Source organism: Ruegeria sp. H7 (genome assembly GCF_056532945.1).
Genome location: NZ_JBQFNZ010000009.1, coordinates 1 through 26,146, shown reverse-complemented (window position 1 = coordinate 26,146; position 26,146 = coordinate 1). Strand labels below are relative to the sequence as shown.

Below are 26,146 nucleotides of genomic sequence, written 5' to 3'. Positions count from 1 at the left end.
GCCAGCTTTGCGAACAAAGCTGCCGATCACACTTTAAATGTCCCAACGCCTTCGAACTGTCTCACTTCTTGGGGCGACCATAGTACAGATTACGTACCTTCATTGTCAGACCATCCTTTGGCCAGGGTCGAAAAGGCGACTTTTTTCCGCTCTGCTTATAGGCAGTCCCGTAACCATTCAGCTTTGGACCCACTTGCCACTGTATCGGAGGACGCAAGTCCATTTTGTCTAAATGGCATTGTTGTTTCGCTTTGGTTCCACAGGCGGGAGGAATTGCATTCTGACCGTTCAGTGCAAAGATGCGTTTCCCTTCACAAAACACTTCCATGAAGCCGTCATTATTTTTTGACCATTTGACACGCATTTTAAATGACACCCATCGTCCGAAGCGGGACGGTGGAAAACACGTTCTGTCTTCGAATTTAGCGCCACCCGAGGAGTCAAGATGCAAGACGTAGATGTGGTTTTTTATCGTGTTAATCCGCTGCCATTCCATCAGCGTAAGTTTGCTTCTGGGAACGTTGCCTTTGCTATATCGAAACCCCGGCTCTATCCAAAAATCTAAACTGTATTCCACCGTTTGGCCGAGTTTTGCATACTTTTTTGCGTTAATTTGCGATCGGATGTTTCCATTTTTGCAATCGCTTTCTCCTCGACCATCGCCGTAGTTCTTTGAGCTACATTGACCTGGCAAAAGCGTGAAAATAACTTCGTTACCATTCAGTTTTGGGCTGCTTCCTTGAAACGTTGCTTCCTTAAATCCCTTTGGCGTGTCAGCTGACACTGGAACCGTGAAATACAGAGGTAGTAACACCAACATGGTCAGCAATTTTTGCATTTGATACCCCCCTTCAACTCACTAAACTCGATCAATGTAGCGACGAGAACAAATGCAGGCAACGGACTACCGCCTGTCACTCGTTCTTGAAACTACAGAGCGAGCCCTTTGTGTTCGAACCGGGAATACCCAGTTTCACAAGTCATGTGGGGTTCAAAGTGGTTGCTTTGGTCTGTGGCGCAAGGACCAAATCCGTCTGCCGTCCAACACCTGTGACTATCGAGACACGGGCAAAAACGTCCCCGGATGCATGATGATATCGAAATGCTGCATCCCCTTCTTCAAATCAAAGCCAACCGAATGCCCGGCCTTGCGCAGTAACTCAGCGTAATTGCGGCTTTGGCGGATGAACTCGGGTGTATCCCGCTCGGCCACGGTCACGTGGTAGCGTGGGCCAGGGCGGGGCAGGTGGCGGATCGGGGACAGGTCGTTGACCTCGACCGGTGTCAGTTGCAGCGGGTCGTTTACCGGGGTCAGGCTGATCGGCTCCAGATCGTAGACCCCGCTGATCAGGATCACATCGCGTACCCGCAGCCCGGCGCGGGCCAGATCGTTGGCGGAACCCGCCATGACCATGCTGACCAGCTGGGCCCCGGCGCTGTGCCCTGACAAGGTGATCCGCGAGGGGTCAAACCCAAGTGTTTCGGCCTGTGCGGCCAGCCACAGCAACGCGTCGCGGCATTCTTCAACCATCTCGCCGATCCGAGCATCCGGGGCGAGCGTGTAATTCAACGTCGCAAAGGAGTGTTCGGCCTCGACCAGTGCCGGGGCCATTATCGCCGACTCGCGCTGGCTGAGTGCCTGCCAATAGCCGCCGTGAATGAACACATGCAGCGGTGCCCCGGCACCCTTTGCTGGAAAGAAATCCAGAACCTGCGTGGGGCTGTCGCCATAGGCGAGGTTTTCCCGCACCTCCATCTGCGCCCGATACTGCGCGCTCAGCGCCGCGTAGCTGTCCAGATAGGGCGTCAGGTCGCCGCCGATCATCGACCGGGGGGAATATTCCTGATCCAACTCGGTCTGAGTGAAACCCCGATACAGCATCTCTTACTCCTGATCCTTGTACATCAATTCGGTGCGCACATCGTAGAGATCATGGAAAAAGCGCAAATCCAAGGCCTTGCGCAGGAAAGAGACACCGCTGGACCCTCCGGTGCCGGGCTGGTTGCCGATCACCCGCTCGACCGCTGTGACGTGATCGAAGCGCCAGCGCTGGAACAGGGATTCCACATCCATCAGCTTTTCGGCCAACGCATACAGGTCCCAATACCGGTCCGTGTCGCGGAACACCTGCACCCAGATTTTCACCACACGGCTGTCGCCCGAATAGGGATGCGCAAAGTCGCGGTCCAGCAGGTCTTGCGGCACGTCGAACCCCTGACGGGCCAGCATGAACAGAACCTCATCGTACAGCGACGGCTTGGACAGGGCGGCATTCAGCACCTGCATGACCTTTTCGTCATGGGCGTGAACCTTCAGGGTCGAGGCATCCTTGTTGCCCAGAATGAACTCGATCTGGCGATAGCCATAGCTTTGAAAGCCTGACGAACTGCCAAGCGCCTGCCGAAAGGTCATGTAATCGGCCGGGGTCATGGTCAGCAGCGTCTCCCACGCGGCGATCAGTTGCCGTTGGATCGCCTTGACACGGTCGAGGTTCTTCATCGCCGGGCCAAACGCGTCCTGTTGCAGAAAGCCGCGCACCTCGACCAGTTGGTGATGCATCAGTTTCAGCCACAACTCGCTGACCTGATGGATGATGATGAACAGCATCTCATCCGGCTGCGCAGGGTCCTGAAAGGTCTTTTGCAGGTTCAGCAGGGTCTTGAGCTGCAGGAAATCACCGTAACTCTTGCGGTGGGTCTGCGCGAAATCGGTGACCAGAGTCTCTTCGATCCCGCGTTCCAGATACCTGTCCTTGTCGCTCATATGCGTCTCCCAACACCTGCGTTTCCCTATGTTTAGGGTCTGAATTGGCATGAGGCCAGAGCGTCAGGTCCAGTCCAGCACCACCTTGCCCGATTGGCCGGATTTCATTGCGGCAAAGCCTTCGGCAAAATCATCGACCTTCATCTGGTGCGTGATGACGCGGCTGACATCCAGACCGTTCTGCAACATGGCGATCATCTTGTACCAGGTCTCGAACATCTCGCGCCCGTAGACGCCCTTGATGGTGATGGCCTTGAACACGATCCGGGACCAGTCCACGGGGGATTTGCCGGGCGGGATGCCCAGCAGGGCGATCTTGCCGCCCATCACCAGCGCCTCGACCATCTGGTCCAGCGCGGCTTGCGAGCCGGACATTTCAAGACCCACGTCAAACCCCTGCGCCATGCCAAGCTCCGTGATGACGTCCTCCAGATCCTCCTTGGAAACATCGACGGGGCGCACGGTTGGCACCACATGCTCGGCCAGTTTCAGGCGGTCGGGGTTGATGTCAGTAATTACCACGTGCCGCGCGCCCGCATGGCGGGCAACGGCGGCGGCCATGATGCCGATGGGGCCTGCGCCAGTAATCAGCACATCCTCGCCCAGCAGATCGAAGCTGAGCGCGGTGTGTACGGCGTTGCCGAGCGGGTCGAGGATCGCCCCGATCTCGTCCGGTACATCGTCGGGCAGGGGGACCACGTTGAAGGCGGGCAGTTTCAGGTACTGCGCAAAGGCCCCCTGTTCGTTCACCCCAATGCCCCGCGTGCCGGGGTCGAGGTGGAACTTGCCCGCGCGGCTTTGGCGGCTGTCGGTGGTGATCAGGTGCCCTTCGCCCGAGCAGCGCTGACCGATCTCAAGCCCGGTCACGTTGCCGCCCATCTCGACGATCTCACCGGCAAATTCGTGGCCGGTGATCATCGGGATCGGCACCGTGGCGGCGGCCCAGTCGTCCCAGTTCCAGATATGGATATCGGTGCCGCAGATGCCGGTCTTGTTGACGCGGATCAGAACCTCGTCGGGGCCAATCTCAGGCACCGGGGCCTGCACCATCCACAACCCTTCCCCGGGTTTGGACTTTTCCAGTGCTTTCATTGTGTTGGGGCGCATCAAATCACCCCCAGTTCTTTGCCGACCTTGCCGAAGGCGGCCAAGGCGCGATCCAGATCGCCCTTGGTTAGAGCCGCATTCATCTGCGTCCTGATCCGCGCCTGCCCACGCGGGACAACGGGGAAAAAGAAGCCCGAGACATAGACGCCCTGGTCAAACAGGCGCGATGCCATCTCTTGCGCCAGCGTTGCCTCACCCAGCATCACCGGGATGATCGGGTGTTCGCCGGGCAGCAGATCGAAACCCAGTTTCTCCAGCCCCGCGCGCCAGTATTTCGCGTTGCCGAACAATTGCTTGCGCAGCATGTCGCCCTGTTCGACCAGACGGATCGCCTCGAGCCCGGCGGCGACGATCGAGGGCGGCAGCGAGTTCGAGAACAGATAGGGCCGCGCCCGCTGCCGCAGCAGGTCGATCACCGGCTGCGGCCCAGCGATGTAACCGCCGATTGCCCCCCCAAGTGCCTTGCCCAAAGTTCCCGTCAGAATATCCACATCAACGCCGAAATGATCAGGCGTGCCTGCGCCGCTTGGCCCCATAAAGCCGGTTGCGTGGCAGTCATCGACCATGACAATGGCGTCGTATTTGTCGGCCAGTTCACGGATCTTCGGCAGGTTGGCCAGATAGCCATCCATCGAAAACACACCGTCGGTGGCGATCATGATATGCCGCGCCCCGTCCGCGCGCGCCTGTTTCAGCCAGGCTTCAAGGTCGTTCATGTCATTGTTCAGGTAGCGATAGCGTTTCGCCTTGCACAGGCGCACCCCGTCGATAATCGAGGCGTGGTTCAGGCTGTCTGAAATAATCGCGTCTTCAGGCCCTAACAAAGGCTCAAACAGCCCTCCGTTCGCGTCAAAGCAGGCCGCGAACAGGATCGCATCGTCCTTGTTGAGGAACTGCGCCAGCTTCTGTTCCAGCTCGCGGTGAATGTCCTGCGTACCGCAGATGAACCGGACCGAGGCCATGCCGAACCCTTTCGGCCCCATCGCGCCCTGGGCGGCCTCGATCAGCGCGGGGTGATCGGCCAGACCCAGATAATTGTTGGCGCACAGGTTGATGACCTGTTTGTCGCCCACAGTAATCTCACCGCCCTGAGGCGAGGTGATCATGCGCTCGCGCTTATACAGGCCTTCCGCTTCGATCTGCGCGAGGGTGTCCGTGATATGGGACAGGAATGCATCTGCCATGGCGGCCTCCGTTCAACCTGAGTCGCATATCTAACATAACGGAGGAATTTCCCAAATAGGGGAATTACAGTATGAAGGAAAAATATCCGTGAAGGCGGAAATTTGCCGGTTTCAAGCGTTCTTTACGATCAGGAAGACCCGGGCCGGTGCGCTGGCCGAGATGGAATGGGCGATATCTGCCGCATAGCGGGCAGTGTCGCCCTGTCTCAGCTCGGTTACGGCGCTGCCCGAGGTGACTTTGACCGCGCCGTCCAGCACGGTCAGTTGTTCACGCGCGCCGCGTGCGTGGGGCTGGCTGTTCAGCGCGCCGCCTGCGTCGAACTGAATGTCATAGACCTCGTGCCCGCCGGCCTCTTCTGGCGGGGACAGGATGCGGATACGGCAGTTCTGGCCCATATTGTCGATGCTGGGCACCTCGGATTTCCTGAGCACTTCGATCTGGTCGGCGGTCTTGGTCCCCTCCAAAAGACCGGCGAAATCCACCTGCAGCGCGCGGGTCAGATTCCACAGGGTCGAGATCGTGGGGCTGCTTTCGCCCCGTTCGATTTGGCTGACCATGGATCGCGAGACGCCGCTGAGATTGGCGACCGCTTCCAGCGACAGGCCCTTGGCCCGGCGCGCCTCTTTCAACCGCGCGGGCAGCAGGTTCAGGATATCGTCTGTGTTTTCCGTCATGACGGAATCCTTGCGGGTTGAGCGGACAGATGTCAATTCCGGCCGTGACGGGACGTCCTGCGCGACAGTATCTTTCTGCATGTGCATACTGCAGCCAAAATTCAGCAGGAGAGATCCATGACCGATATCGTAATCCTTGATGGTGCCCGCACCGCAATTGGCACCTTTGGCGGCGCCCTGGCCTCGACCGCGCCGATCGATCTGGCGACCGTGGCGACCGAGGCCGCGCTGGAGCGTTCGGGCGTCGAGGGTGCCCAGATCGGCAACGTAGTGTTTGGTCATGTGATCAACACCGAGCCGCGGGATATGTACCTGTCGCGCGTCGCAGCGATGCAGGCCGGTATTCCGAATGGCACACCTGCGATGAACGTGAACCGTCTGTGCGGGTCCGGCGCGCAGGCGATTGTTTCGGCGGTTCAGTCGCTGATGCTGGGCGATGCCGAATTTGCCGTCGCGGGCGGGGCCGAAAGCATGTCGCGCAGCCCGTATATCGTGCCGCAGGCGCGCTGGGGCGCGAAGATGGGCGACATTTCCTCGCAAGACATGATGCTGGGCGCGCTGAACTGCCCGTTTGGCACCGGCCATATGGGTGTGACGGCCGAGAACGTGGCTGACGAACATCAGATCAGCCGCGAGCAGATGGATGAGTTCGCCATGGCCAGCCAAACCCGCGCGGCAGCGGCGATTGAGGCCGGTCTGTTCGACAGCCAGATCGCCCCGGTGCAGGTGAAGGTCAAGCGCGACATGGTTGACTTCAAGGTGGACGAGCACCCCAAGGCGACCTCGCTTGAGGTGCTGGCCGGGCTGCGTCCGGTGTTCAAGAAGGATGGACGGGTGACGGCGGGCAACGCCTCGGGCATCAATGACGGTGCGGCGGCGATGGTGCTGGCGACGGCGGATGCGGCTGAAAAGGCCGGTCTGAAGCCCAAAGCCCGCGTGTTGGGTTACGCCCATGCTGGCGTTCGCCCCGAAGTGATGGGCATCGGTCCGGTTCCGGCGGTTCAGAACCTGCTGAAAAAAACCGGTCTGTCGGCAGAGGATTTCGACGTCATCGAAAGCAACGAGGCGTTTGCTTCGCAGGCGCTGGCCGTCAATCAGGAGCTTGGGCTGGACGCGTCGAAGGTGAACCCCAATGGCGGCGCAATTGCGCTGGGTCACCCGGTGGGTGCAACCGGTGCGATTATCACTCTGAAGGCGCTTTATGAGCTGGAGCGCACTGGTGGTTCCAAAGGTCTGATCACCATGTGCATTGGTGGTGGTCAGGGGATCGCCATCGCCATCAAGCGGCTTTGATCTGAAGCCGGGCAGGGGGGGCTGTCTGCCCCCCATCGCGCCCTGGCGCGATTCCCCCCGAGGATATTTCTGGCCAGATGAAGCGGGCGGGTTGGGTTTAGCTGAGCGCGTTGAGCAGTAAGACAAGCGCCACGCCTGCTGCAGCGCCAATGGTGGCGGGCAGGGCGGCGGACCAAAGCGGCGATTTTTGGGGTTCGTCTTTTTGCGTCTGGGCGATCAGGGCGTTTTCGACCAGTGATGGCAGGCGCGGGCCGAACCGGGCCAGCACCATTGCCGTCTTGCCGAAATCGCGCAAGGCGGCGCGGGGGCCGATGGATTGCTTGATGTAATCCTCGACCACGGGACGGGCGGTTTCCCAGATGTTCATATGCGGGTCCAGTGAGCGGGCCACGCCCTCAACGACGACCATGGTGCGCTGCAGCAAGATCAGTTCGGTCCGGGTTTCCATGCCGAAGCGCTCGGTGACTTCGAACAGGTAGTTCAGCAGGCGGCCCATTGATATGTGCGAGGCGTCCATGCCGAAGATCGGTTCACCCACCGCGCGCAGGGCGCGGGCGAATTCATCGACATCCCGGTCGGCGGGGACGTATCCGGCCTCGAAATGGACCTCGGCCACGCGTTTATAGTCGCGGCGGATGAAGCCAAAGAGGATCTCGGCATAGACCCGGCGGGTATATTCGTCGATATGGCCCATGATGCCGTAGTCATAGGCGATGATGTCCCCGTTTGCGGCGACCTTCAGGTTGCCCTGATGCATATCGGCATGGAAAAACCCGTCGCGCAGGGCGTGCAGCAGGAACATGCGCAACACACGTTCCGCCAAATCGCGGCGGTTGTGGCCTGCGGCGTCGAGCGCGTCATTGTCGCCTAGCGGGATGCCATCCGCCCAGCTAAGTGTCATCACCCGCCGCGCCGACAGCGACCATACCACGGGGGGCAGCCAGAAGCCTGCGTCGTCTTTGGTGTTGGCCGCGTATTCCGAGGCGGCGGCGCTTTCCAGACGAAGGTCCAGTTCGCCGCGCACCACGCCGTCGAAATGTTCGATGACCTCCATGGGCCGCAGGCGGCGCGCGCCAGGAGCGAACAATTGCACGATGCGGGCGGCGAAATAGAAGGCGTCCACATCCTTGCGGAAGGCGCGCTCGATCCCTGGGCGCAGGACTTTGACGGCGACGTCTTCGCCGGTGCTGACCAGCTTGGCCTTGTGGACCTGCGCGATGGAGGCGGCAGCGATCGGCTCGCTGAAATCGCTGAAAATCTCGGCCACGGGTTGGCCCAGTTCCTTTTCAACCTCGGCCAAAGCCTCGGATTTGGAAAAGGGCGGCAGCTTGTCCTGAAGAACGCGCAACTGAGCGGCCAATTCATTGCCCACAACATCGGGTCGGGTGGACAAGACCTGCCCGAACTTGATGTAGGCCGGACCCAAGGCGGTAAGCGCGCGGGTTGCGGGCGGCATGTCCGGGTCGCCCTTGTAGCCCAGCCACTGGAAGGGTTTGCCCAAAGCATGGGCGACGAAACGCAGCGATTTGGGCGCCTCGAACGCATCCAGCACCACGTTCATGGCACCTGTACGCTCGAGCGTGGCGCCTGTACGGATCAGGCGGATGATGTTGTGAGGGCCGCGCATCTAGATCTTCCAGCCGGAATGCAGCGCGGCGATGCCCATGCTGAGGTTGCGGTATTTGGCGTTTTCGAACCCTGCGGTGCGGACCATGTTCAGGAAGGTGTCCTGATCGGGGAATTTGCGGATCGATTCCACCAGATACTGATAGCTGTCATAGTCATTGGCGATCAGCTTCCCCATGCGTGGGATGACGTTGAAACTGTAGAGGTCATACAGCTTCTGCAGCCCGTCATTGGGCAACTGGCTGAACTCCAGCACCATCAGGCGGCCACCGGGCTTGAGGACGCGGAACGCCTCGTTCAGGGCCTCTTGCGGGCGGGTGACGTTTCGGATGCCGAATGAGATGGTGTAGACGTCAAAGGTGTTGTCTTCGAACGGCAGGGCCATAGCATCGCCCACCACCCAGTTCAGACTGTCTGACATCTGATCGGCCTCGGCACGTTGGCGGCCTTCGACCAGCATCGGCTCGGTCAGGTCCAGAACGGTCGCGTGGCCGTGGCCCGCGCGTTTCAGGAACCGGAAGGAAATATCGCCGGTGCCGCCCGCCACATCCAGCAGCCGCTGACCGGGGCGCGGGGCCAGCCAATCCATCATCGCGTCTTTCCAGACCCGGTGAATGCCCATCGACATGACATCGTTCATCACGTCATATTTCGAGGCGACCGAGTTGAACACGCCCTGCACGCGCCCGGCCTTGTCAGCCTCGCGCACGGTTTCGAACCCGAAATGAGTGGTCTTGTCGTTGGTGTCGGACATTTGCCTTGCCGTTCGTCGAATTTCGCCTCTGTTATAGGGCCATAAGAAGCGGGCACAATGCGGCCCTTTGGAATAGGAGCCATCTAATGCCCGAATTGCCCGAGGTCGAGACAGTAAGACGCGGCCTAAGCCCGGCAATGGAAGGGGTGGTGATCGAGCGCGCGGATGTGAACCGACCCGATCTGCGCTGGCCTTTCCCGGATCGGATGGCCGAAAGGCTGACCGGGCAGAGGGTAGAGCGGTTGCGGCGGCGGTCGAAATACATTCTGGCCGATCTCAGCAGCGGTGAGACGTTGCTTATTCACTTGGGCATGTCCGGGCGGATGACGGTTTCGGGCGATCCGCTGGGGCAGTTTGTGCATGACCATCCTGCGGCGCAAAAACACGACCATGTTGTATTTCACATGGCCAACGGTGCGCGCGTCACCTTCAACGACCCGCGCCGGTTCGGGGCAATGGACCTGCTGCCGACGGCCACCGCCGAGGCACATAAGCTGTTGGCGGTTCTGGGGCCGGAACCGTTGGGCAATGACTTTCACGAACAGCACCTGATCGACGCGTTCAGGGGCAAGAACACACCTGTGAAATCCGCCCTGCTGGATCAGGGAATCGTTGCCGGGTTGGGGAATATTTACGTCTGCGAGGCTTTGTATCGCGGAAAGGTGTCGCCACGTCGCAAAGCGGGGCAAATTTCTTCGGCACGTGTCTTGGGTCTTGTGCCGATCATCCGGCAGGTGTTGCAGGACGCCATAGACGCAGGCGGATCCTCGCTGCGCGATTTCCGCCAAGCCGATGGAGAACTTGGATATTTCCAGCACAGCTTTGATGTCTACGGGCGCGAAGGCGAACCCTGCCGGACCGAAGGGTGTAGCGCCCGGATCAAGAGAATCACCCAGTCCGGTCGCTCAACTTTCTATTGCGCGCAATGCCAAAGATAACTTGATCCAGCTTTTGCGCGTGATAATGACTCGTATCTGAACGGAACAACCGGAAGCTTTCACCTCATGGCTTTTGAGACGATCATCGTCGAAATCGAAGACCACGTCGCCCTTATCAAGCTCAACCGACCGGACGCGATGAACGCGCTGAACACTCAGTTGCTGGGTGAGTTGTGCGATGCGCTGGAAGACGCTGACTGCAACGACAAGGTGCGCTGCATCGTGATCACCGGCTCGGACAAAGCCTTTGCCGCCGGTGCGGACATCAAGGAAATGTCCGAGATGAGCTTTGTCGATGTGTTCAACACCAATCTGTTTGCTGACGCCAACGACCGCGTCACAGCCATCCGCAAGCCAATCATCGCCGCCGTTGCGGGATATGCGCTGGGCGGGGGCTGCGAACTGGCGATGATGTGTGACTTCATCATTGCCGCCGATACCGCTAAATTCGGACAGCCCGAGATCAATCTGGGTGTCATCGCAGGCTTGGGGGGCACGCAGCGTCTGACACGCTTTGTGGGCAAGTCGAAAGCGATGGACATGAACCTGACCGGCCGCTTCATGGACGCCGAAGAGGCCGAGCGCGCAGGTCTTGTCAGCCGCGTGGTCCAGGCCAAGAAGCTGATTGAAGAGGCGATGGGGGCAGCCCAGAAGATTGCCGAGAAATCCCAGCTGACCGCGATCGCCGCCAAGGAGGCCGTGAACCGCAGCTATGAATTGCCGCTGAACGAAGGGATGCTGTTCGAGCGTCGCGTCTTCCATTCGATGTTTGCGACCGAAGACCAGAAAGAGGGTATGGCCGCCTTCCTGGAAAAACGCGCAGCCCAGTTCCGCGACAAGTAAACCAGCGGAGCATTCGAAACAGGCGGGCCCGACCCGCCTTTTTTCATGGCCGCTATGCGCCGGTAAAGAATCGGCTTGGCAAAGACCGCAAACTTGGATAACTAGCGCCGCTATACATGCGCGTGCGGCCCGCTTGGCCCGACTCACACTCGTGATTTCTGATCCGGTGCGGATATATCCGTGGCGCGCAACCCAAGATAACCGTACCGAACAAAGGTCAAGAAACACATGGCTAACTCGCCCCAGGCAAAGAAGCGCGCACGTCAGAACGAAAAGCGTTTCGCCGTTAACAAAGCGCGTCGTTCGCGCATCCGCACCTACCTGCGCAAAGTTGAAGAAGCGATCGCATCCGGCGACAAGGACGCGGCCACCGCAGCCCTACGCGCCGCTCAGCCCGAGCTGATGCGCGGTGTCACCAAAGGCGTCTTCCACAAGAACACCGCAGCCCGCAAAATGTCGCGCCTGTCGGCCCGCGTCAAAGCACTGGGTTAAGCTTTTTGGGTGACCTAGGGTCATGTCAGAAAGGCTGAACTAAATTGAAAGGCGTCGCGGGCAGCGGCGCCTTTTTCACGTGTTGCCGGAATACCGCGCCCTCACGAAACCGAGAGATTCTTTCGGCCAAAGAGCCGAGTCAATATCAGAGTTTCGTTGCCGCGACCCATTTCATCTTGCTACCACTGTTACAGCGATTCACTCGCTTGGGGGGACAGGCTGTTTCCTCGGTCAGACTGACGGGCATCAGGATGATTGAGGAGCTAGCGTCGTTGACCGGCCTTGGCCGGGCTGCCGATCTGCCATGGATCTCGGGATAACCGCTGATCCGGGCCCTGTCTAAAAAATGTGTTTGCGATGTGCCACCCGGTTTGCCGGACGCTGTTGTTTTGTTTGGCGTCTGAACCTGGCAGTACTGACATTCGGGCGAATAACCCGCCGGACTACTCGGTCCGGCGCACCGTATCCCTGTGCGTGTGTTTTCGTAATCCGGGTTACCGGATCCGTATGAATAAGGCCGACAGGCCAATAAAGAATGGGATGCGTGAGGCGCTTGATGACACAAGAGAAATGGGGACTACTGCGTAATAAATTGCTTAAGGTGATTGGCCGGAACAACTACACGACCTGGATCGAACCGCTGGAGTTCGAAGAGCTGCAGGACGGTGTGGCGGTGTTTTCCGTGCCGACAAACTTTATGGGCAATTACGTAAGCCAAAACTTTGCCGACCTCATTTTGTATGAACTGAACACGTCGGGCGAATCCGTGCAGCGCCTGGATTTCCGTGTTGCCGCAAATACGCCGGCGCGCCCCAATCCCGTTGCGCGCCCTCAGGCCGATCCCGAGCCTGTGGCAGAAGCGCCTGCTGCCAGATCAGATGTTGCGCAGGAGGCCTTGGATTCCCTTCAGGCCGCACCGCTGGATGCGCGCTTTACTTTTGACAGCTTTGTCGTCGGCAAGCCGAACGAATTGGCCCATGCCGCTGCGCGCCGCGTCTCGGAGGGCGGGCCGGTGACGTTCAACCCGCTGGTCCTGTATGGGGGTGTCGGTCTGGGTAAGACGCACCTGATGCACGCCATTGCGTGGGAGTTGAAAACCAAGCATCCCGAACTGAATGTGCTGTACCTGTCGGCGGAACAGTTCATGTACCGCTTTGTTCAGGCCCTGCGCGAGCGTCGGATGATGGATTTCAAACATCTGTTCCGTTCGGTCGATGTGCTGATGGTCGATGACGTGCAGTTCATCGCCGGGAAGGATTCGACGCAGGAGGAATTCTTCCACACATTCAACGCGCTGGTCGATCAGAACAAGCAGATCATCATCTCGGCCGACCGCGCCCCCGGTGAAATCAAGGATCTGGAAGAGCGCGTGAAGTCGCGCCTGCAATGTGGTCTGGTCGTTGATCTGCACCCGACCGATTATGAACTGCGTCTGGGCATCCTGCAGAACAAGGTGCAGCAGCATATCAGCACCTATCCGGATCTGGTTATCGCGGATGGCGTGCTTGAATTCCTCGCCCATCGCATCTCGACCAATGTTCGGGTGCTGGAAGGCGCGTTGACGCGTCTCTTTGCCTTCGCCTCGCTGGTCGGGCGTGAGATCGATATGGAATTGACGCAGGATTGTCTGGCCGATGTGCTGCGCGCATCGGAGCGCAAGATCACCGTCGAAGAGATTCAGCGCAAAGTCTCGGATTATTACAACATTCGTCTGTCCGACATCATCGGTCCGAAACGCCTGCGGTCTTACGCGCGTCCGCGTCAGGTGGCGATGTATCTGTGCAAGCAGCTGACCAGCCGGTCCCTGCCCGAGATCGGGCGCCGCTTTGGCGGGCGCGACCACACCACGGTCATGCATGGTGTCAAACGCATCGAAGAGCTGAAAGTGACGGATGGCCAGATCGCGGAAGACGTGGAAATGCTGCGTCGCGCGCTGGAAGCCTGAGGTTTACCCCTAAAACCACTCAGAGACGCCTCGGGACTTGGGTTCCGGGGCGTTTTCTTGTGCGCAATTGTCCACGGTCGCGGATGAACTGTGTCCACAGCACAACGCGCCCCTTGACCGAATGGGTTTTCCAACCCAGAAATCCGTAAAAAATCCTTGTGCCTCAGGGCTGAACCGCTAACGTGCCAGTCCCGCCCATTTCGGCACTTAAGTCAGAGGAATTGAGGGTATGAAGATCAGCATCGAACGCGGCACCCTTCTCAAGGCCGTTTCGCAGGCCCAATCGGTTGTCGAACGTCGCAACACAATTCCGATCCTGGCCAATGTGCTGATCGAGGCCGAAGGCGATCAGGTTCAGTTCCGCGCCACCGATCTGGATATCGAAGTGGTCGACAAGGCTCCGGCGCAGGTCGAGAAGGCCGGGGCGACCACAGTGGCGGCCACAACGCTGCATGAGATTGTGCGCAAACTGCCTGACGGGGCGCTGGTGACACTGACGGCGGACAGCGCTGCGGGCCGTTTGACGGTTGAGGCGGGTCGCTCGAATTTCTCGCTGGCGACATTGCCGAAAGAGGATTTCCCGGTGATGGCGTCCTCGGAATATCAATCGAACTTTACGGCCTCGGCGGCGCTGCTGCGGCGGCTGTTCGACAAATCTAAATTTGCGATCTCGACGGAAGAGACGCGCTATTACCTGAACGGCGTTTACATGCATGTCACGGATGGCTCCGACGGCAGCAAGGTGTTGCGCTGCGTGGCTACCGATGGTCACCGACTGGCGCGGATCGACGCGGATTGTCCGGATGGGGCGGCGGACATGCCCGGCGTGATCGTGCCGCGCAAGACCGTGGGTGAGTTGCGCAAACTGCTGGACGATGACGAGATGGACATCGCCGTGTCGGTCAGCGAAACCAAGGTGCGTTTTGCGACGCCCGACATCACGTTGACCTCAAAGGTCATTGACGGCACCTTCCCCGACTACACCCGCGTTATTCCGCAGGGCAATACTCGCAAATTGGAAGTGGACGCGGTTGAATTCGCTCAGGCCGTGGATCGGGTGGCAACGGTTTCATCCGAACGCTCGCGCGCGGTGAAGCTGCAATTGGACGGTGACAAACTGGTGCTGTCGGTCAATGCCCCGGACAGCGGCGCGGCCGAAGAAGAACTGGCCGTGGCCTATGGCGATGAGCGGTTGGAGATCGGATTCAACGCGAAATATCTGTTGGAGATTGCGTCTCAGGTCGATCGTGAAAATGCAGTGTTCCTGTTCAATTCTGCCGGTGATCCGACCCTGATGCGTGAAGGCAATGATCAAAGCGCGGTTTACGTTGTCATGCCGATGCGCGTCTGATCGCGCTGGCGCGCGATGCCTCCGGCGGAGGTATTTTTGAACAGAAGAAGGGAGGGGTCATGGGATTGGCCCTGACCGAGCTTACGGTCTCGCATTTTCGGTCTCACAAGCTGGCGCGGTTGTCTTTGGATGGGCGGCCTGTGGCGATTCATGGGCCGAACGGGGCCGGGAAGACCAACATTCTGGAAGCGGTGTCCCTGTTTTCGCCTGGGCGCGGGATGCGGCGGGCGAGCGCGGCCGAGATGACGCGGCGGCCCGAGGCGCTGGGCTGGAAGCTGTCCGGGCTGTTGCAGGCGCAGGGGCAACGCTACGAGATCGAGACCTGGTCCGAGGGTGGCGCGGCGCGGCAGGTTCGGATTGATGGCAAGGCGGCGAGTCAGATTGATCTGAGCAAGCTGGCGCGGGTTGTCTGGCTGATCCCCTCGATGGATCGGCTGTGGATCGAGGGGGCCGAGGGGCGGCGGCGGTTTCTGGACCGGATCGCGCTGAGTTTTGATCCCTCGCATGCTGAGGCATCCCTGACTTATGAAAAATCCATGCGGGAACGGAATCGCCTGCTGAAAGAGCAGGTGCGCGATGCCCATTGGTACGCCGCGCTGGAAGGACAGATGGCCGAAACCGGGTATCGCATTCACGCAGCGCGGTTGGCGGCGCTGGATCATCTGCGCGTGGCGCAGGACCAGGCAGAGACGGCGTTTCCGTCGGCTGATCTGGAATTGGTGCAGACCGAAGGTGCGATGCCAGATACAGCAGACGACCTGCGAGAGGCGCTCAACGAAAGCCGGTTTCGCGATCTGGCGGCGGGGCGGACTTTGGTGGGGCCTCACCGGTCTGATCTGTACGGAGTGTTTGCGGCCAAGGGCGTGCCGGCCAAGGATTGCTCGACTGGTGAACAGAAGGCGTTGCTTGTCTCGCTGATCCTGTCGAATGCGCGGGCGCTGGCCGGGATGGTCGGGGCCCCGCCCATTGTGTTGCTGGATGAGGTGGCCGCGCATCTGGACGCGGATCGACGGGCGGCGCTGTATGATGAGATTTGCGCGCTGGGGGCTCAGGCCTGGATGACGGGCACCGGGCCTGAACTGTTTGCGGAATTGGGGGACCGGGCCCAGACGCTGGTTGTCACCGAAGGCGACGCGGGCTCGGTCGTCGTTTAGGCGGGTTCGCTGACTTTACGTTCCCACAGGAAGCCGCGCATCACTTCGTCGACCGGTGTTTGTGCCATGTGGTTGACGTAGTTCGACATGGTTTTCTGCGCCAGACCCAGAACCACGTCCAGAACCGCGCGGTGCGAGTAACCTGCGTCAAAGAATGCCTGCATCTGTGCGTTGGTGACGTTGCCGCGGGTTTCCATCATCTGCAGGGTGAAGCTGCGCAGCGCCTCAAGCTTGGCCGATGGCAGCGGGGTTTCGTTGCGCAGCGCCTCGGTGATCTCATCCGAGACCTTCATCATCTTGGCAATGCCTGTATGGGCCGGGACGCAGTAATGGCACTCGTTCTCCACATTGATGGTCTGCCAGACCACGGTTTTCTCGTCATTGTCGAAATCGGTCTGCATGAACAGGTGATGCAGAACCTGATAGCCTTCCAGATGTTGCGGGCTTTCAGACATCACCTTGTGCAGGCCCGGCAGACGACCAAAGGCAGCCTGCGACTTTTCCAGCAGTGGTTTGGACCCTTCCGGGGCGGTTTCGAGGTCATGAGAGGGGAAGTTTGCCATGTCAAAACTCCTGTTTCTGGCGCGATAAGGCAGAAATAGGGTTTCTTGAGCAATCACTCAAGTATATATTTGAGCAATCGTTCAAGAAATGGTGAAGAGAATGCCAAGAAAACCCGGATATGACCGAGACGCGCTGATCGCGCAGGCCAGGGATATGTTCTGGCGTCAGGGATGGGCGGGGACCTCGCTGAAAGATCTTGAGCGTGAATTGAAGCTGAAACCCGGCAGTTTCTATGCAGCCTTTGGGTCGAAAGACGCGCTGTATGCGCTGGCATTGAAGCGCTACACGCAGGACGGCATCGCGCGGCTTGAGGTGCTGGCTGAGGAGCTTGGGCCAAAAGGCGCGCTGAAGGCGCAGCCGTTTCGGGTGATCGAGGCGGCGGATATGCCAGCCAAAGCCTGCATGCTGGCCAAAACCTATGCCGAGTTGCAGGCGAAGGATCACGATTTGGCGGATCGGGCAGGTGCCTATATGGCCGAGATGAAAGCATGTTTTGCCGCCCTGTTTCGGCGCGCGCAAATGGACGAGGAGATCGGGCCCGAGCATGATCCCGAACGGTTGGCCGCGCGCTACCAATCCGACCTTTTGGGGCTGCGTCTGTCAGCTGAGCGCAGAGACGTGGACGCCGCTGCTATCGCCACGGATATCGCGGCTGATCTGGACAGGCTTTGACCTTTCGCGATCGGCAGCGAATGGCACAAAATGTGGGGGTAGCGCGTGACAATCCCCACCAGAAAACGTATAAGTTATCAAAATAATATAGGTACTGACTGAATGTCCGAAGACGCACAGGCACCACAGGAATACGGCGCGGATTCCATCAAGGTTCTCAAAGGGTTAGAAGCTGTTCGCAAGCGTCCCGGTATGTATATCGGGGACACGGATGATGGCTCGGGTCTGCACCACATGGTGTATGAGGTTGTCGACAATGGGATCGATGAGGCTCTGGCCGGTCATGCCGACCATGTGACGGTGAAAATCCACGCCGATTCCAGCGTCTCGGTCAGTGACAACGGGCGCGGAATTCCGGTGGATATTCACCCCGAGGAAGGCGTGTCCGCTGCCGAGGTCATCATGACCCAACTGCACGCGGGTGGTAAGTTTGACAGCAACTCGTACAAGGTGTCGGGCGGGTTGCACGGCGTTGGCGTTTCGGTGGTGAACGCGCTGTCCGACTGGCTGGAACTGCGCGTCTGGCGGAACGGCAAGGAACACGTTGCCCGGTTTGAAGGCGGCGAGACGGCCGAGCATCTGAAGGTGGTCGAGGAATGCGGCGACCGCACCGGGACCGAGGTGCGGTTCCTGGCCTCGACCGACACGTTCTCGAACCTGGAATACTCGTTTGAGACGCTGGAAAAGCGCCTGCGCGAACTGGCCTTCCTGAACTCGGGCGTGCGCATCATCCTGATCGATGAACGCCCGGCGGAACGGCTGGAAACCGAGCTGTTCTATGAGGGCGGCGTCAAGGAGTTTGTCAAATATCTGGACCGCTCCAAGACGGCGGCGATGCCTGAGCCGATCTATATCAAGGGTGAGCGCGACGATATCGGCGTGGAAATCGCCATGTGGTGGAATGACAGCTACCACGAGACGGTGCTGCCCTTCACCAACAACATCCCTCAGCGGGATGGCGGCACCCATGTGGCAGGCTTCCGCGGTGCGCTGACGCGGACCATCAACAACTATGCGCAGTCCAGTGGGATCGCGAAGAAGGAAAAGGTCAGCTTTACCGGTGACGACGCGCGCGAGGGCCTGACCTGTGTGCTGTCGGTCAAGGTGCCCGACCCGAAATTCTCATCCCAGACCAAGGACAAGCTGGTCAGCTCCGAGGTGCGCCCGGCGGTCGAAGGTCTGATGAACGAGAAACTGGCCGAGTGGTTTGAGGAAAACCCGAACGAGGCCAAGACCATCGTCGGCAAGATCATCGAGGCCGCGCTGGCCCGTGAGGCGGCGCGCAAGGCTCGCGAACTGACCCGCCGCAAGACGGCGATGGACGTGAACTATCTGGCTGGCAAGCTGAAGGACTGCTCCGAAAAAGACCCGTCCAAGACCGAAGTCTTCCTCGTCGAGGGGGACTCGGCCGGTGGATCGGCGCAAACGGGCCGGGACCGGCTGACGCAGGCGGTTCTGCCCCTGCGCGGGAAGATCCTGAACGTCGAACGGGCGCGGTTTGACCGGATGCTGTCCTCGCAGGAAATCGGCAATCTGGTGATGGCGCTGGGCACCGGCATTGGCCGGGATGAGTTCAACATCGAAAAGCTGCGCTACCACAAGATCGTCATCATGACCGATGCGGATGTGGACGGTGCGCATATTCGGACGCTGCTGCTGACGTTCTTCTACCGGCAAATGCCGGAACTGATCGAAGGCGGGTATCTCTATATCGCGCAGCCACCGCTCTATAAGGTGTCGCGCGGTAAATCAGAGGTTTACCTGAAAGATCAGGCGGCGCTGGATGATTACCTGATCAATCAGGGGGTTGAGGGCGCGGTGCTGAAACTGGGTTCAGGCGAAGAGATCATCGGTCAGGACCTGACCCGTGTGGTCGACGAGGCGCGACAGTTGAAACGTGTGCTGGACGCCTTCCCGACACATTATCCGCGCCACATTCTGGAACAAGCCGCCGTTGCCGGGGCCTTTGTGCCGGGCGCGGTGGATGCCGATCTGCAGGGCGTGGCCGACAAGGTCGCCGCCCGCCTCGATCTGATCGCGCTGGAATACGAGCGCGGCTGGCAGGGCCGGATCACACAGGATCACGGCATCCGTCTGGCCCGCATCCTGCGCGGCGTCGAAGAGGTCCGCACGCTGGACGGCCCCATGCTGCGCTCGGGCGAGGCGCGCAAGACCGGCAGCTTCACCCAAAGCCTGCAAGAGGTCTACAACACCCCAGCCACCCTGATCCGCCGCGACCGGATGCAAGCCATCCACGGGCCCCTGGACCTGCTGCGCGCGATTCTGGAAGAGGGCGAAAAGGGCCTGTCGCTGCAACGCTACAAAGGTCTGGGCGAAATGAACCCCGACCAGCTATGGGAAACCACACTGGATCCGGATGCACGTACCCTGCTGCAAGTGCGCGTGGACGACATGGTCGAGGCAGACGACCTGTTCACCAAGCTGATGGGCGACGTGGTCGAACCCCGCCGAGAGTTCATCCAGCAAAACGCGCTGAGCGTTGAGAATTTGGATTTCTGAGGCGTTGTTGGACCAATCGCAGCCCTGACGTTCAAGGCCGCTGTCGATGACCCTGCGCGCTTCAAACGATCCCGAACAGTGGCCGCCCACTTTGGGCTGACACCCCGACGGTTCCAATCCGGTGAGCATGACAACCCCGGACGTATATCCAAAGCCGGGGATCGAGATGTCCGTGCAACCCTCTATGCTGCTGCCAATGCCTTGCTCATGCGAACCATGGCCGGATCGCAGATCAAGTCATGGGGTATGCGCCTGATGCGCACTAAAGGGCGTCGACGCGCCGTTGTGGCTGTTGCTCGCAAATTGGCTGTCATGCTTCACCGAATGTGGGCGGATGGAACCGAGTTCCGTTCGGAAAAGATGGAGGGCATGGCATGATCTAAACGCCCTACATCAATCTGAACGGGGTCGTCCTCACCGGACGAGGTTCGTGGATGAAGCCGAAAATGTCTGCTGCGCCAACAAAAGCGCGTCTCAAAGCGAGGCTCTCCACAACCAATCCGACACATGCGTGCAGCGATGCCACGCGCGGCGTCAATCAGACTGCGAAGAGAAGCGTGACCCGGATGAGCGAAAAAGATCCCAAACAACGAAGAAATACGAGCTTGACCCAAACGCCCAATTAGAGAAGCGGACATCGAAATTGCTCAAACTAACGGTCTCTCACCAGTGAACAGCCTGGTCCAATATAGATCACCGAATTCCACATCTCTTCTGTAACTTTGTAGTTGCCGGTTCCTCTTTCTTGGTCGTCTGTTGGGCTGAGTCCTGCTGAGGCGGATCTGGCTCACCCAAATGCCTTCTTCCATACAGTACTTCTGCCCGGCGCAGCGACATTCCTGCTCCTCTTTGACCAGTACGTCGTTCCGGATTCACGTGTATTCTAGGCCGTTGAGACAATAACCTCTGCTTCGATTTCAATTGGGAAGTTGATTGGTAGACCTGCCACCCCGACCGCCGTACGTGAATGGCGGCCAATCTCTTCTCCAAAGACGTCAATGATCAAATCCGTGAAACCGTTGAGAACCGCAGGCGTATCGCTAAAGCCAGATTTGCAATTGATCATCCCATGGACTCGGCACCACCCCGTTATTCGGTTTAGACTGCCAAGTTCGCGCTTTAGACTGCCGAGAATAGAAAGCCCGACTTTGCGTGCTGAGGCGTAGCCCTCTTCAACAGACACGTTTTCCCCGACTGCTCCAAATGGCCCGGCCGGAGTACCGTCTATTTCTTGTGGTCCATGACCAGATACGAACGCTCGGTCGCCCCGAACATTAATCCACGGAAATGGCAACACCATACCAACAGGCAATTTCAGCGGCGCAGGTAAAATGATGTTGTGGTGTATCAATCGCTGTTCGGCGTCGATCATGGTACTCTCCCTCGCTGACATGCAAGGACCTTACCATAAACCATGCCCAAAGTTGGCCTCGACCACCAAACTTTGCAATGTCCGCTTCTCTAATCGGGCTTTTGGGTCAAGTTCATTTCATTGTTTGGTTTCCGACTTTTGGGATCACTGTCCTTCATCCGGGTCACGCTTCTCTTCGCAGTCATTGTTGGTCCGGTTCGGTTGGACCGCTGCATGCATGTGTCGGATTGGACGTAGAGCGCCCCGCTTCGTCTCGCGCTCAGATCGTCGCAGCAGACATATTCGGCGTCATCTACAGACCTCGTCCGGTGAGGGACGATCCCGTCGCTTGTCTTTGGGAGGCTGTCAGGTCATAGCGCCCTCCAAAGGTCTGTGACGGAACTCGGTGTTATCCGCCCACATGCGGTGCATGATGACGGCCAGTTTGCGAGCGACGGCCACGACAGCCCGGCGGCGGCCCTTGCGGCGCATGAGGCGCAGACCCCAGCTCTTGATCTCGGAACTCGCGACCGATCTCATCATCATTGCGTTGGCTGCTGCGTAAAGCGTGGCACGGACATCACGGTCACCAGCCTTGGAGATGCGGCCGGGATTGTCGGTTTCTCCAGATTGATATCGTCGGGGCGTCAATCCAAAGTGCGCCGCAACTGTACGAGAACTGGTGAACCGTGTCGGATCATCGACCGCAGCCCGGAAGGTGAGTGTAGCGATTGGCCCGACGCCGGGTATCGCCATGAAGCGCAGGCAGATCGCGTCGTGACTAGCGGCTTGCTTCACGCGCCTGTCCAACTCGCGGTAGGTCTTATAGAGCATCGCTCGCGCGTCCAAGAGTGGCAGCAGGGCGCGAGACAGATCCGGATCGGCTTCGATCAACGGCCTGACCCGCTCATCGAACGACCCCTGATCAACGCGGGACGGCAAGCGGAGACCGAAGACTCGGAACAGCCCCCGAACCTCATTTGCCAGATCGATGCATTTCTTTTGGACAGCCTTTCGGCTGCTCAGCAAGGCGCGATAGGCGTGCGCCTCCCGGCTCTTGATGAAGACCTTGCTATACCACCCGGACCGCAGAACCTGCGCGATCCCACGAGCGTCCGTTTTATCGGTCTTGTTCCGCATCGCGGACAGCGCCGCATTTACCTGGCGCGCTTCCATGCACACAACATCAAAGCCAGCACTTTGAAGGCCGAAATAGAGATGCTGGCTCATCGCGCCAGACTCAAAGCCGATCCGGCACTGGCCCTGCGGCACATCGCGTAGGCAGGCCGCAATATCTTCAATCTCGCAAGCAACAGCGCGTTCAAAGACGTGCTTGCCACTGGCGTCAATCACGCAGACGGCCACAGACCGCAGCGATACGTCCAAACCCACAAAGTAATCCATTTCGTTCTCCTCAGATTGCAGCAACTGCTGCAACTCTATCGAGAACCTGACCCATCCATCAGGCCAGCCCGATTACCCATGCTTCGTCCGCCAAGCGGCCGTTCAAAATCAGTGAAAAGATGTCTGCTTTTGTGGGTCAGTGATCTCGACCACAAAGGTCATGGTCTGCAAGCGAAGCCAGGACGTAACAGTCTTCTGCCACACCCCGTCCGTCACATCCCTGTGCGATGCGCTTCAATTCATATTCGAGAGCTTTGAGGCGTTTGATCTTTGCGCGTACTTCGGACAACTGACCTTCTGCGATTTCGGTGGCCGCTTCGCACGACCGATCCGGATGGTTCTGTAACTCAATCAAAGAAGAAATTGCTTCGATGGAGAAGCCGAGATCACGCGCGTGCCGTATAAAGCTCAGGCGCTCCAAACCCTCATTTGTGTAGCGCCGCTGGTTGCCTGCCGTCCGTTCCGGTGCGGCCAGTAGACCCATTTCTTCGTAATAGCGGATGGTGGGCACTTTGACCTTCGTCCGCTTCGAAAGCTCGCCAATCGAGAACATGTGAAAACCCTCTTGAACCTCTAGTCACTAGAGACACTACATTGGATCTGACGCGATTCTGAAGAGGTTTTGAGATGGCAGGGTGCTGCGGCAACGAGGTGAAATTCGACGGAATGTCGAACGAATACAAACGTCGGCTTTGGATCGTCATCGCGTTGAATGCGACGATGTTCGTGGTCGAGATGACCGCGGGACACTACGCGAAGTCTCAGGCACTTCAGGCCGACGCGCTCGACTTCCTTGGTGACGCACTGACCTACGGCATTTCCCTCGCTGTGATCGGCGCGTCTATCCGCGCTCGAACGAATGCCGCCTTGGCAAAGGGGATCAGCCTCTTTTTTATGGGTGCGTGGGTGTTTGGGTCTACCGTCTACCGTGTTTTTTACGTGGGCGTTCCAGAGGCCGAAATTATGGGCATCATCGGCGCGTTGGCTCTCGCAACAAACCTTGCGAGCGTATTCTTGCTTGTTAGCTACAAGGATGGAGACGCCAACGTGCGATCAGTCTGGCTATGCTCGCGGAACGACGCCATCGGTAACGTAGCTGTGATGATTGCCGCGTTAGGCGTCTGGGGCACGGCAACAGGTTGGCCTGACCTAATAGTTGCTGCGATCATGGCAAGCCTCTTCTTGTCATCTTCGTACCAGATCATTCGTCAGGCTCTTGAGGAACGGCACGAGGAAGCAGCGCATGAGCATAGAACAGCTCGGACAAGCTAACATTCGCTGCGGAGGGCAAACTACACAGGTATGGGCTCCACGCGGTCATTCGCAATATCGCGATGCATGTCCGCTTTCCGGACATTCGCCGCGACTGAGCGAACGACGACACCGAGCCTAAACCGGACCTGGTTAAATTGCGTCCCAGATTTGATGAAACCAGTGGAAGACCATCATGGTCAGCTATTGAGAGCAACTTTTCTTTGGTGCAGTAGGCGTCACCAATCTACCAAAGCCTCATGTAAATCGTACCGATAGCTCGGTGTCCATCACGCCACCAAAACCAGCTGACCATTCTTCACCCGGAGACACTGGCCATGCGTCTGTCAAAGTACCGGTTGTAACCAGCTCGCCTCCCTGAAGCTGGTCGGCTTCGGAGAGCAGAGACACAAGATGAGCCAAGACTTCAATTGGGCCGCCGAGCGCGTTTTCACCCTTGCCGGACTCGATAGCCTCGGTGCCCTTGAACAATGCTAGTGGCACTTCGGCCAAGCCGGTTAAGACATCATGCGTCGCCTCGATTTTGTCGCCAAGAACAAGGCAGCCGTGCAATCCTTGTGCTGCGATTGAGTCTTCGACCGAGAATTTCCAGTTGGGATAAATCGATTGAACAATTTCAAATCCCGGGGCAACCCAATCCACGCAACCTGCCAACTGCTCATTGTTCATTTCAGCCGTCGGCGCATCGCCGAGGCCAAGTACGATTTCTGGCTCGATTCTCGGTTCTGAATACCTTGCCAAGTTTACCGGCTGATCAGTCGAAAACAGCCCATCTGAGTGAACCTCTCCCCAAATGGGTTGATCTACACCATAAACAGGCCAAATCGCGCGGTTCGTGAAGCCGACTTTTCTACCAACTCTCTTTTTGCCCTGAAGCTTTCGGACGCGTCTTGCAATCGAATAAGCGTCATCCAGCGTTAGCTGTTCTGCCTCTGAAGACAGATTAGATATCTGCTGGGCAGAGGTCAGGGCATCAGCGATTTTCTGAGCGTTTGCTTCAACATCTCTTGTCATATTCGCATTATACGGACCAAGGGCTGGATTACGATGCAATCCAGATTTTGAAGGTCTATAATCGAAAACTCAAAGGTTAGCACTGAAAGTGTCGATACCTTCTGCATCAAATGGGCAAGTCCAAGGCGTTCTGGCGACAAAAAACTCCACCCGTTGCTGCACCCTAAAAATTATGCACCCCAACTGGTACTAACAGTTCAATTGCAACTTAGAGCGACGAGATGGAATTGATCACTGCTTCTCTGCTCTGAACAGCGCCGGTTTGTAGATACTCCATAGCTTTGAGAGCAGCTTCATGGGCTTGGAAAGATGACCCGCCAACGCAATCTTCTACAACGCGGCAGAAGTAGTCTGATTGGTGGCCATCGACGAATGTGTAGTGCACACAAACATCTGTCAGCCCGCCGCACAACAAAAGTGTGTCCACCTTTAAACCGCGCAGCAGGATTTCGAAATCGGTTCCAAAAAACGCAGAATACCGTCGCTTCGAGACGATGTAGTCACCTTTGCGATATCCCATCTCATCTTTTGCAACTTCCGTACGTGGATCACCTTCGAGACAGTGTATGTCTTCGTCACCATCCAGTTCCCTGCCGAAGTCGATCTGATCGGGACGATGGACTTCCTGAACGAAGATGACGGGCACATTGTTGTCATGCGCAGCGTCAACCAAATCGCGCGCAGCGATCATGCGCTCTTTGTAGCCCGGCATGTTATCGATGGAGCGTACTTCGCTGTCATCAATAAACGTGCTCTTTTGAATGTCGATTACGATCAGGGCAGGTCTACCTTCGATCAGTTTCCTGGCTTGTTTGGTTTTAGTTGTCATGTTCGACCTCTAATTTGCCAGGTCGTCCTGAAAAAACGCCCTTGCTTGGCCGGGCCGTCCCAGCGGGCAGATCAATTTTGACTAAATGTGCAACTAAGTATGGTCAAGGCTGTGCTGCGTTGTTTTGGAATGAAAACTGTATACTCGCGCCCAGGGCAACATTGCCCGCAAATTGCCGTTAGGGTTTAAGTGTAGAGATGGTCTGTACCCAGCCCAGAATGGGCAGCTAAATACGGAATATAGCAATTCAGAAAAATTGTGACTTCCAACCAGCGGCTACTCAATTGCAGTGCGAAATGTTGAGGTAAGCCGTTTGTTCAAACCGTGATGAGGTTCGGCTGAAGAACCGTAGTGCAACTCCGCCAAAGCAGCGATGTCATTGAAAATGACTACA

24 protein-coding genes and 1 pseudogene are annotated in these 26,146 nt (G+C 58.3%); 11 read left to right on the top strand and 14 right to left on the bottom strand.

The genetic code is table 11. The annotated features are described in order from the left end of the window. Nucleotides 1-61: 61 nt before the first annotated feature. The 6 genes from ACR0AC_RS17640 to ACR0AC_RS17615 form a co-directional block, all read right to left on the bottom strand. Nucleotides 62-838: a polysaccharide lyase family protein gene (locus ACR0AC_RS17640; RefSeq protein WP_170524342.1), complete on the bottom strand. Its 777-nt coding sequence runs from the start codon at nt 836-838 to the stop codon at nt 62-64. Nucleotides 839-1,054: 216 nt separating this feature from the next. Next, nucleotides 1,055-1,882, bottom strand: coding sequence for an alpha/beta hydrolase (locus tag ACR0AC_RS17635; RefSeq protein ID WP_480875153.1), 828 nt, complete (start codon nt 1,880-1,882; stop codon nt 1,055-1,057). Between the two features lie 3 nt (nt 1,883-1,885). Then, a complete protein-coding gene (locus ACR0AC_RS17630; protein ID WP_170455747.1) occupies nt 1,886-2,764 on the bottom strand; it encodes a tryptophan 2,3-dioxygenase in 879 nt (292 codons plus the stop codon). 63 nt (nt 2,765-2,827) lie between these two features. Then, on the bottom strand, nt 2,828-3,856 hold the full coding sequence (tdh, locus tag ACR0AC_RS17625) for an L-threonine 3-dehydrogenase (RefSeq protein ID WP_480586118.1): 1,029 nt from the start codon (nt 3,854-3,856) through the stop codon (nt 2,828-2,830). A gap of 14 nt (nt 3,857-3,870) precedes the next feature. Beyond that, entirely contained in the window at nt 3,871-5,055 is a 1,185-nt protein-coding gene (locus ACR0AC_RS17620) for a glycine C-acetyltransferase (RefSeq protein WP_480875150.1), read from the bottom strand. A 111-nt stretch (nt 5,056-5,166) separates the two neighbouring features. Then, the gene (locus ACR0AC_RS17615; protein ID WP_170634446.1) at nt 5,167-5,730 is read right to left on the bottom strand and encodes an XRE family transcriptional regulator; all 564 of its coding nucleotides are present in this window, start codon (nt 5,728-5,730) and stop codon (nt 5,167-5,169) included. Between the two features lie 117 nt (nt 5,731-5,847). On the opposite strand from ACR0AC_RS17615, the gene ACR0AC_RS17610 reads away from it, so the two are divergent. Beyond that, a complete protein-coding gene (locus ACR0AC_RS17610; protein ID WP_170455739.1) occupies nt 5,848-7,023 on the top strand; it encodes an acetyl-CoA C-acyltransferase family protein in 1,176 nt (391 codons plus the stop codon). Nucleotides 7,024-7,120: 97 nt separating this feature from the next. On the opposite strand, the gene ubiB is transcribed toward ACR0AC_RS17610, so the two are convergent. Beyond that, entirely contained in the window at nt 7,121-8,650 is a 1,530-nt protein-coding gene (gene ubiB / locus ACR0AC_RS17605; protein ID WP_170455737.1) for a 2-polyprenylphenol 6-hydroxylase, read from the bottom strand. Further along, nucleotides 8,651-9,403, bottom strand: coding sequence for a bifunctional demethylmenaquinone methyltransferase/2-methoxy-6-polyprenyl-1,4-benzoquinol methylase UbiE (ubiE, locus tag ACR0AC_RS17600; protein ID WP_480875145.1), 753 nt, complete (start codon nt 9,401-9,403; stop codon nt 8,651-8,653). Between the two features lie 86 nt (nt 9,404-9,489). Between ubiE and mutM the strand changes: the two genes are divergently transcribed. From mutM to recF, 6 genes are all read left to right on the top strand, one after another. Continuing rightward, nucleotides 9,490-10,341, top strand: a complete 852-nt coding sequence (mutM, locus tag ACR0AC_RS17595; protein ID WP_480875143.1) for a bifunctional DNA-formamidopyrimidine glycosylase/DNA-(apurinic or apyrimidinic site) lyase — start codon at nt 9,490-9,492, stop codon at nt 10,339-10,341. Between the two features lie 66 nt (nt 10,342-10,407). Then, nucleotides 10,408-11,184, top strand: coding sequence for an enoyl-CoA hydratase (locus ACR0AC_RS17590; protein WP_480875140.1), 777 nt, complete (start codon nt 10,408-10,410; stop codon nt 11,182-11,184). A gap of 228 nt (nt 11,185-11,412) precedes the next feature. After that, on the top strand, nt 11,413-11,676 hold the full coding sequence (gene rpsT, locus ACR0AC_RS17585; RefSeq protein WP_039541017.1) for a 30S ribosomal protein S20: 264 nt from the start codon (nt 11,413-11,415) through the stop codon (nt 11,674-11,676). A gap of 556 nt (nt 11,677-12,232) precedes the next feature. After that, nucleotides 12,233-13,621 carry a chromosomal replication initiator protein DnaA gene (dnaA, locus tag ACR0AC_RS17580; protein WP_170634440.1) on the top strand — a complete coding sequence of 463 codons (1,389 nt, stop codon included), beginning with the start codon at nt 12,233-12,235 and terminating at the stop codon, nt 13,619-13,621. A 229-nt stretch (nt 13,622-13,850) separates the two neighbouring features. Continuing rightward, entirely contained in the window at nt 13,851-14,972 is a 1,122-nt protein-coding gene (gene dnaN / locus ACR0AC_RS17575) for a DNA polymerase III subunit beta (RefSeq protein ID WP_480875137.1), read from the top strand. 59 nt (nt 14,973-15,031) lie between these two features. Next, nucleotides 15,032-16,126: a DNA replication/repair protein RecF gene (gene recF / locus ACR0AC_RS17570; RefSeq protein WP_170624737.1), complete on the top strand. Its 1,095-nt coding sequence runs from the start codon at nt 15,032-15,034 to the stop codon at nt 16,124-16,126. Here recF and ACR0AC_RS17565 read toward each other — a convergent pair. Next, complete coding sequence (locus tag ACR0AC_RS17565; protein ID WP_480875134.1) at nt 16,123-16,689, bottom strand: carboxymuconolactone decarboxylase family protein; 567 nt, start codon at nt 16,687-16,689, stop codon at nt 16,123-16,125. The genes recF and ACR0AC_RS17565 overlap by 4 nt on opposite strands. 100 nt (nt 16,690-16,789) lie before the next feature. Between ACR0AC_RS17565 and ACR0AC_RS17560 the strand changes: the two genes are divergently transcribed. From ACR0AC_RS17560 to ACR0AC_RS17550, 3 genes and pseudogenes are all read left to right on the top strand, one after another. Continuing rightward, nucleotides 16,790-17,362, top strand: a complete 573-nt coding sequence (locus ACR0AC_RS17560) for a TetR/AcrR family transcriptional regulator (RefSeq protein ID WP_480875131.1) — start codon at nt 16,790-16,792, stop codon at nt 17,360-17,362. Nucleotides 17,363-17,464: 102 nt separating this feature from the next. Then, nucleotides 17,465-19,882, top strand: a complete 2,418-nt coding sequence (gene gyrB, locus ACR0AC_RS17555; protein ID WP_170524376.1) for a DNA topoisomerase (ATP-hydrolyzing) subunit B — start codon at nt 17,465-17,467, stop codon at nt 19,880-19,882. A 6-nt stretch (nt 19,883-19,888) separates the two neighbouring features. Further along, nucleotides 19,889-20,260: pseudogene (locus ACR0AC_RS17550) on the top strand (transposase); the annotation flags it as partial. Nucleotides 20,261-20,765: 505 nt separating this feature from the next. Here ACR0AC_RS17550 and ACR0AC_RS17545 read toward each other — a convergent pair. The 3 genes from ACR0AC_RS17545 to ACR0AC_RS17535 form a co-directional block, all read right to left on the bottom strand. Beyond that, the gene (locus ACR0AC_RS17545) at nt 20,766-21,254 is read right to left on the bottom strand and encodes a RidA family protein (RefSeq protein WP_170520075.1); all 489 of its coding nucleotides are present in this window, start codon (nt 21,252-21,254) and stop codon (nt 20,766-20,768) included. A 345-nt stretch (nt 21,255-21,599) separates the two neighbouring features. Further along, on the bottom strand, nt 21,600-22,637 hold the full coding sequence (locus ACR0AC_RS17540) for an IS110 family RNA-guided transposase (protein WP_480781909.1): 1,038 nt from the start codon (nt 22,635-22,637) through the stop codon (nt 21,600-21,602). Nucleotides 22,638-22,773: 136 nt separating this feature from the next. Beyond that, a complete protein-coding gene (locus tag ACR0AC_RS17535) occupies nt 22,774-23,190 on the bottom strand; it encodes a MerR family transcriptional regulator (RefSeq protein WP_170520077.1) in 417 nt (138 codons plus the stop codon). Between the two features lie 74 nt (nt 23,191-23,264). On the opposite strand from ACR0AC_RS17535, the gene ACR0AC_RS17530 reads away from it, so the two are divergent. Beyond that, nucleotides 23,265-23,909, top strand: a complete 645-nt coding sequence (locus tag ACR0AC_RS17530; RefSeq protein WP_170734126.1) for a cation efflux transmembrane domain-containing protein — start codon at nt 23,265-23,267, stop codon at nt 23,907-23,909. Nucleotides 23,910-24,146: 237 nt separating this feature from the next. Here ACR0AC_RS17530 and ACR0AC_RS17525 read toward each other — a convergent pair whose 3' ends face one another. Together ACR0AC_RS17525 and ACR0AC_RS17520 are read right to left on the bottom strand one after the other, a co-directional pair. Next, complete coding sequence (locus tag ACR0AC_RS17525) at nt 24,147-24,923, bottom strand: 2-keto-4-pentenoate hydratase (RefSeq protein WP_480781835.1); 777 nt, start codon at nt 24,921-24,923, stop codon at nt 24,147-24,149. A gap of 208 nt (nt 24,924-25,131) precedes the next feature. Further along, nucleotides 25,132-25,752, bottom strand: a complete 621-nt coding sequence (locus ACR0AC_RS17520) for a cysteine hydrolase family protein (RefSeq protein WP_171106045.1) — start codon at nt 25,750-25,752, stop codon at nt 25,132-25,134. Nucleotides 25,753-26,146 lie beyond the last annotated feature (394 nt).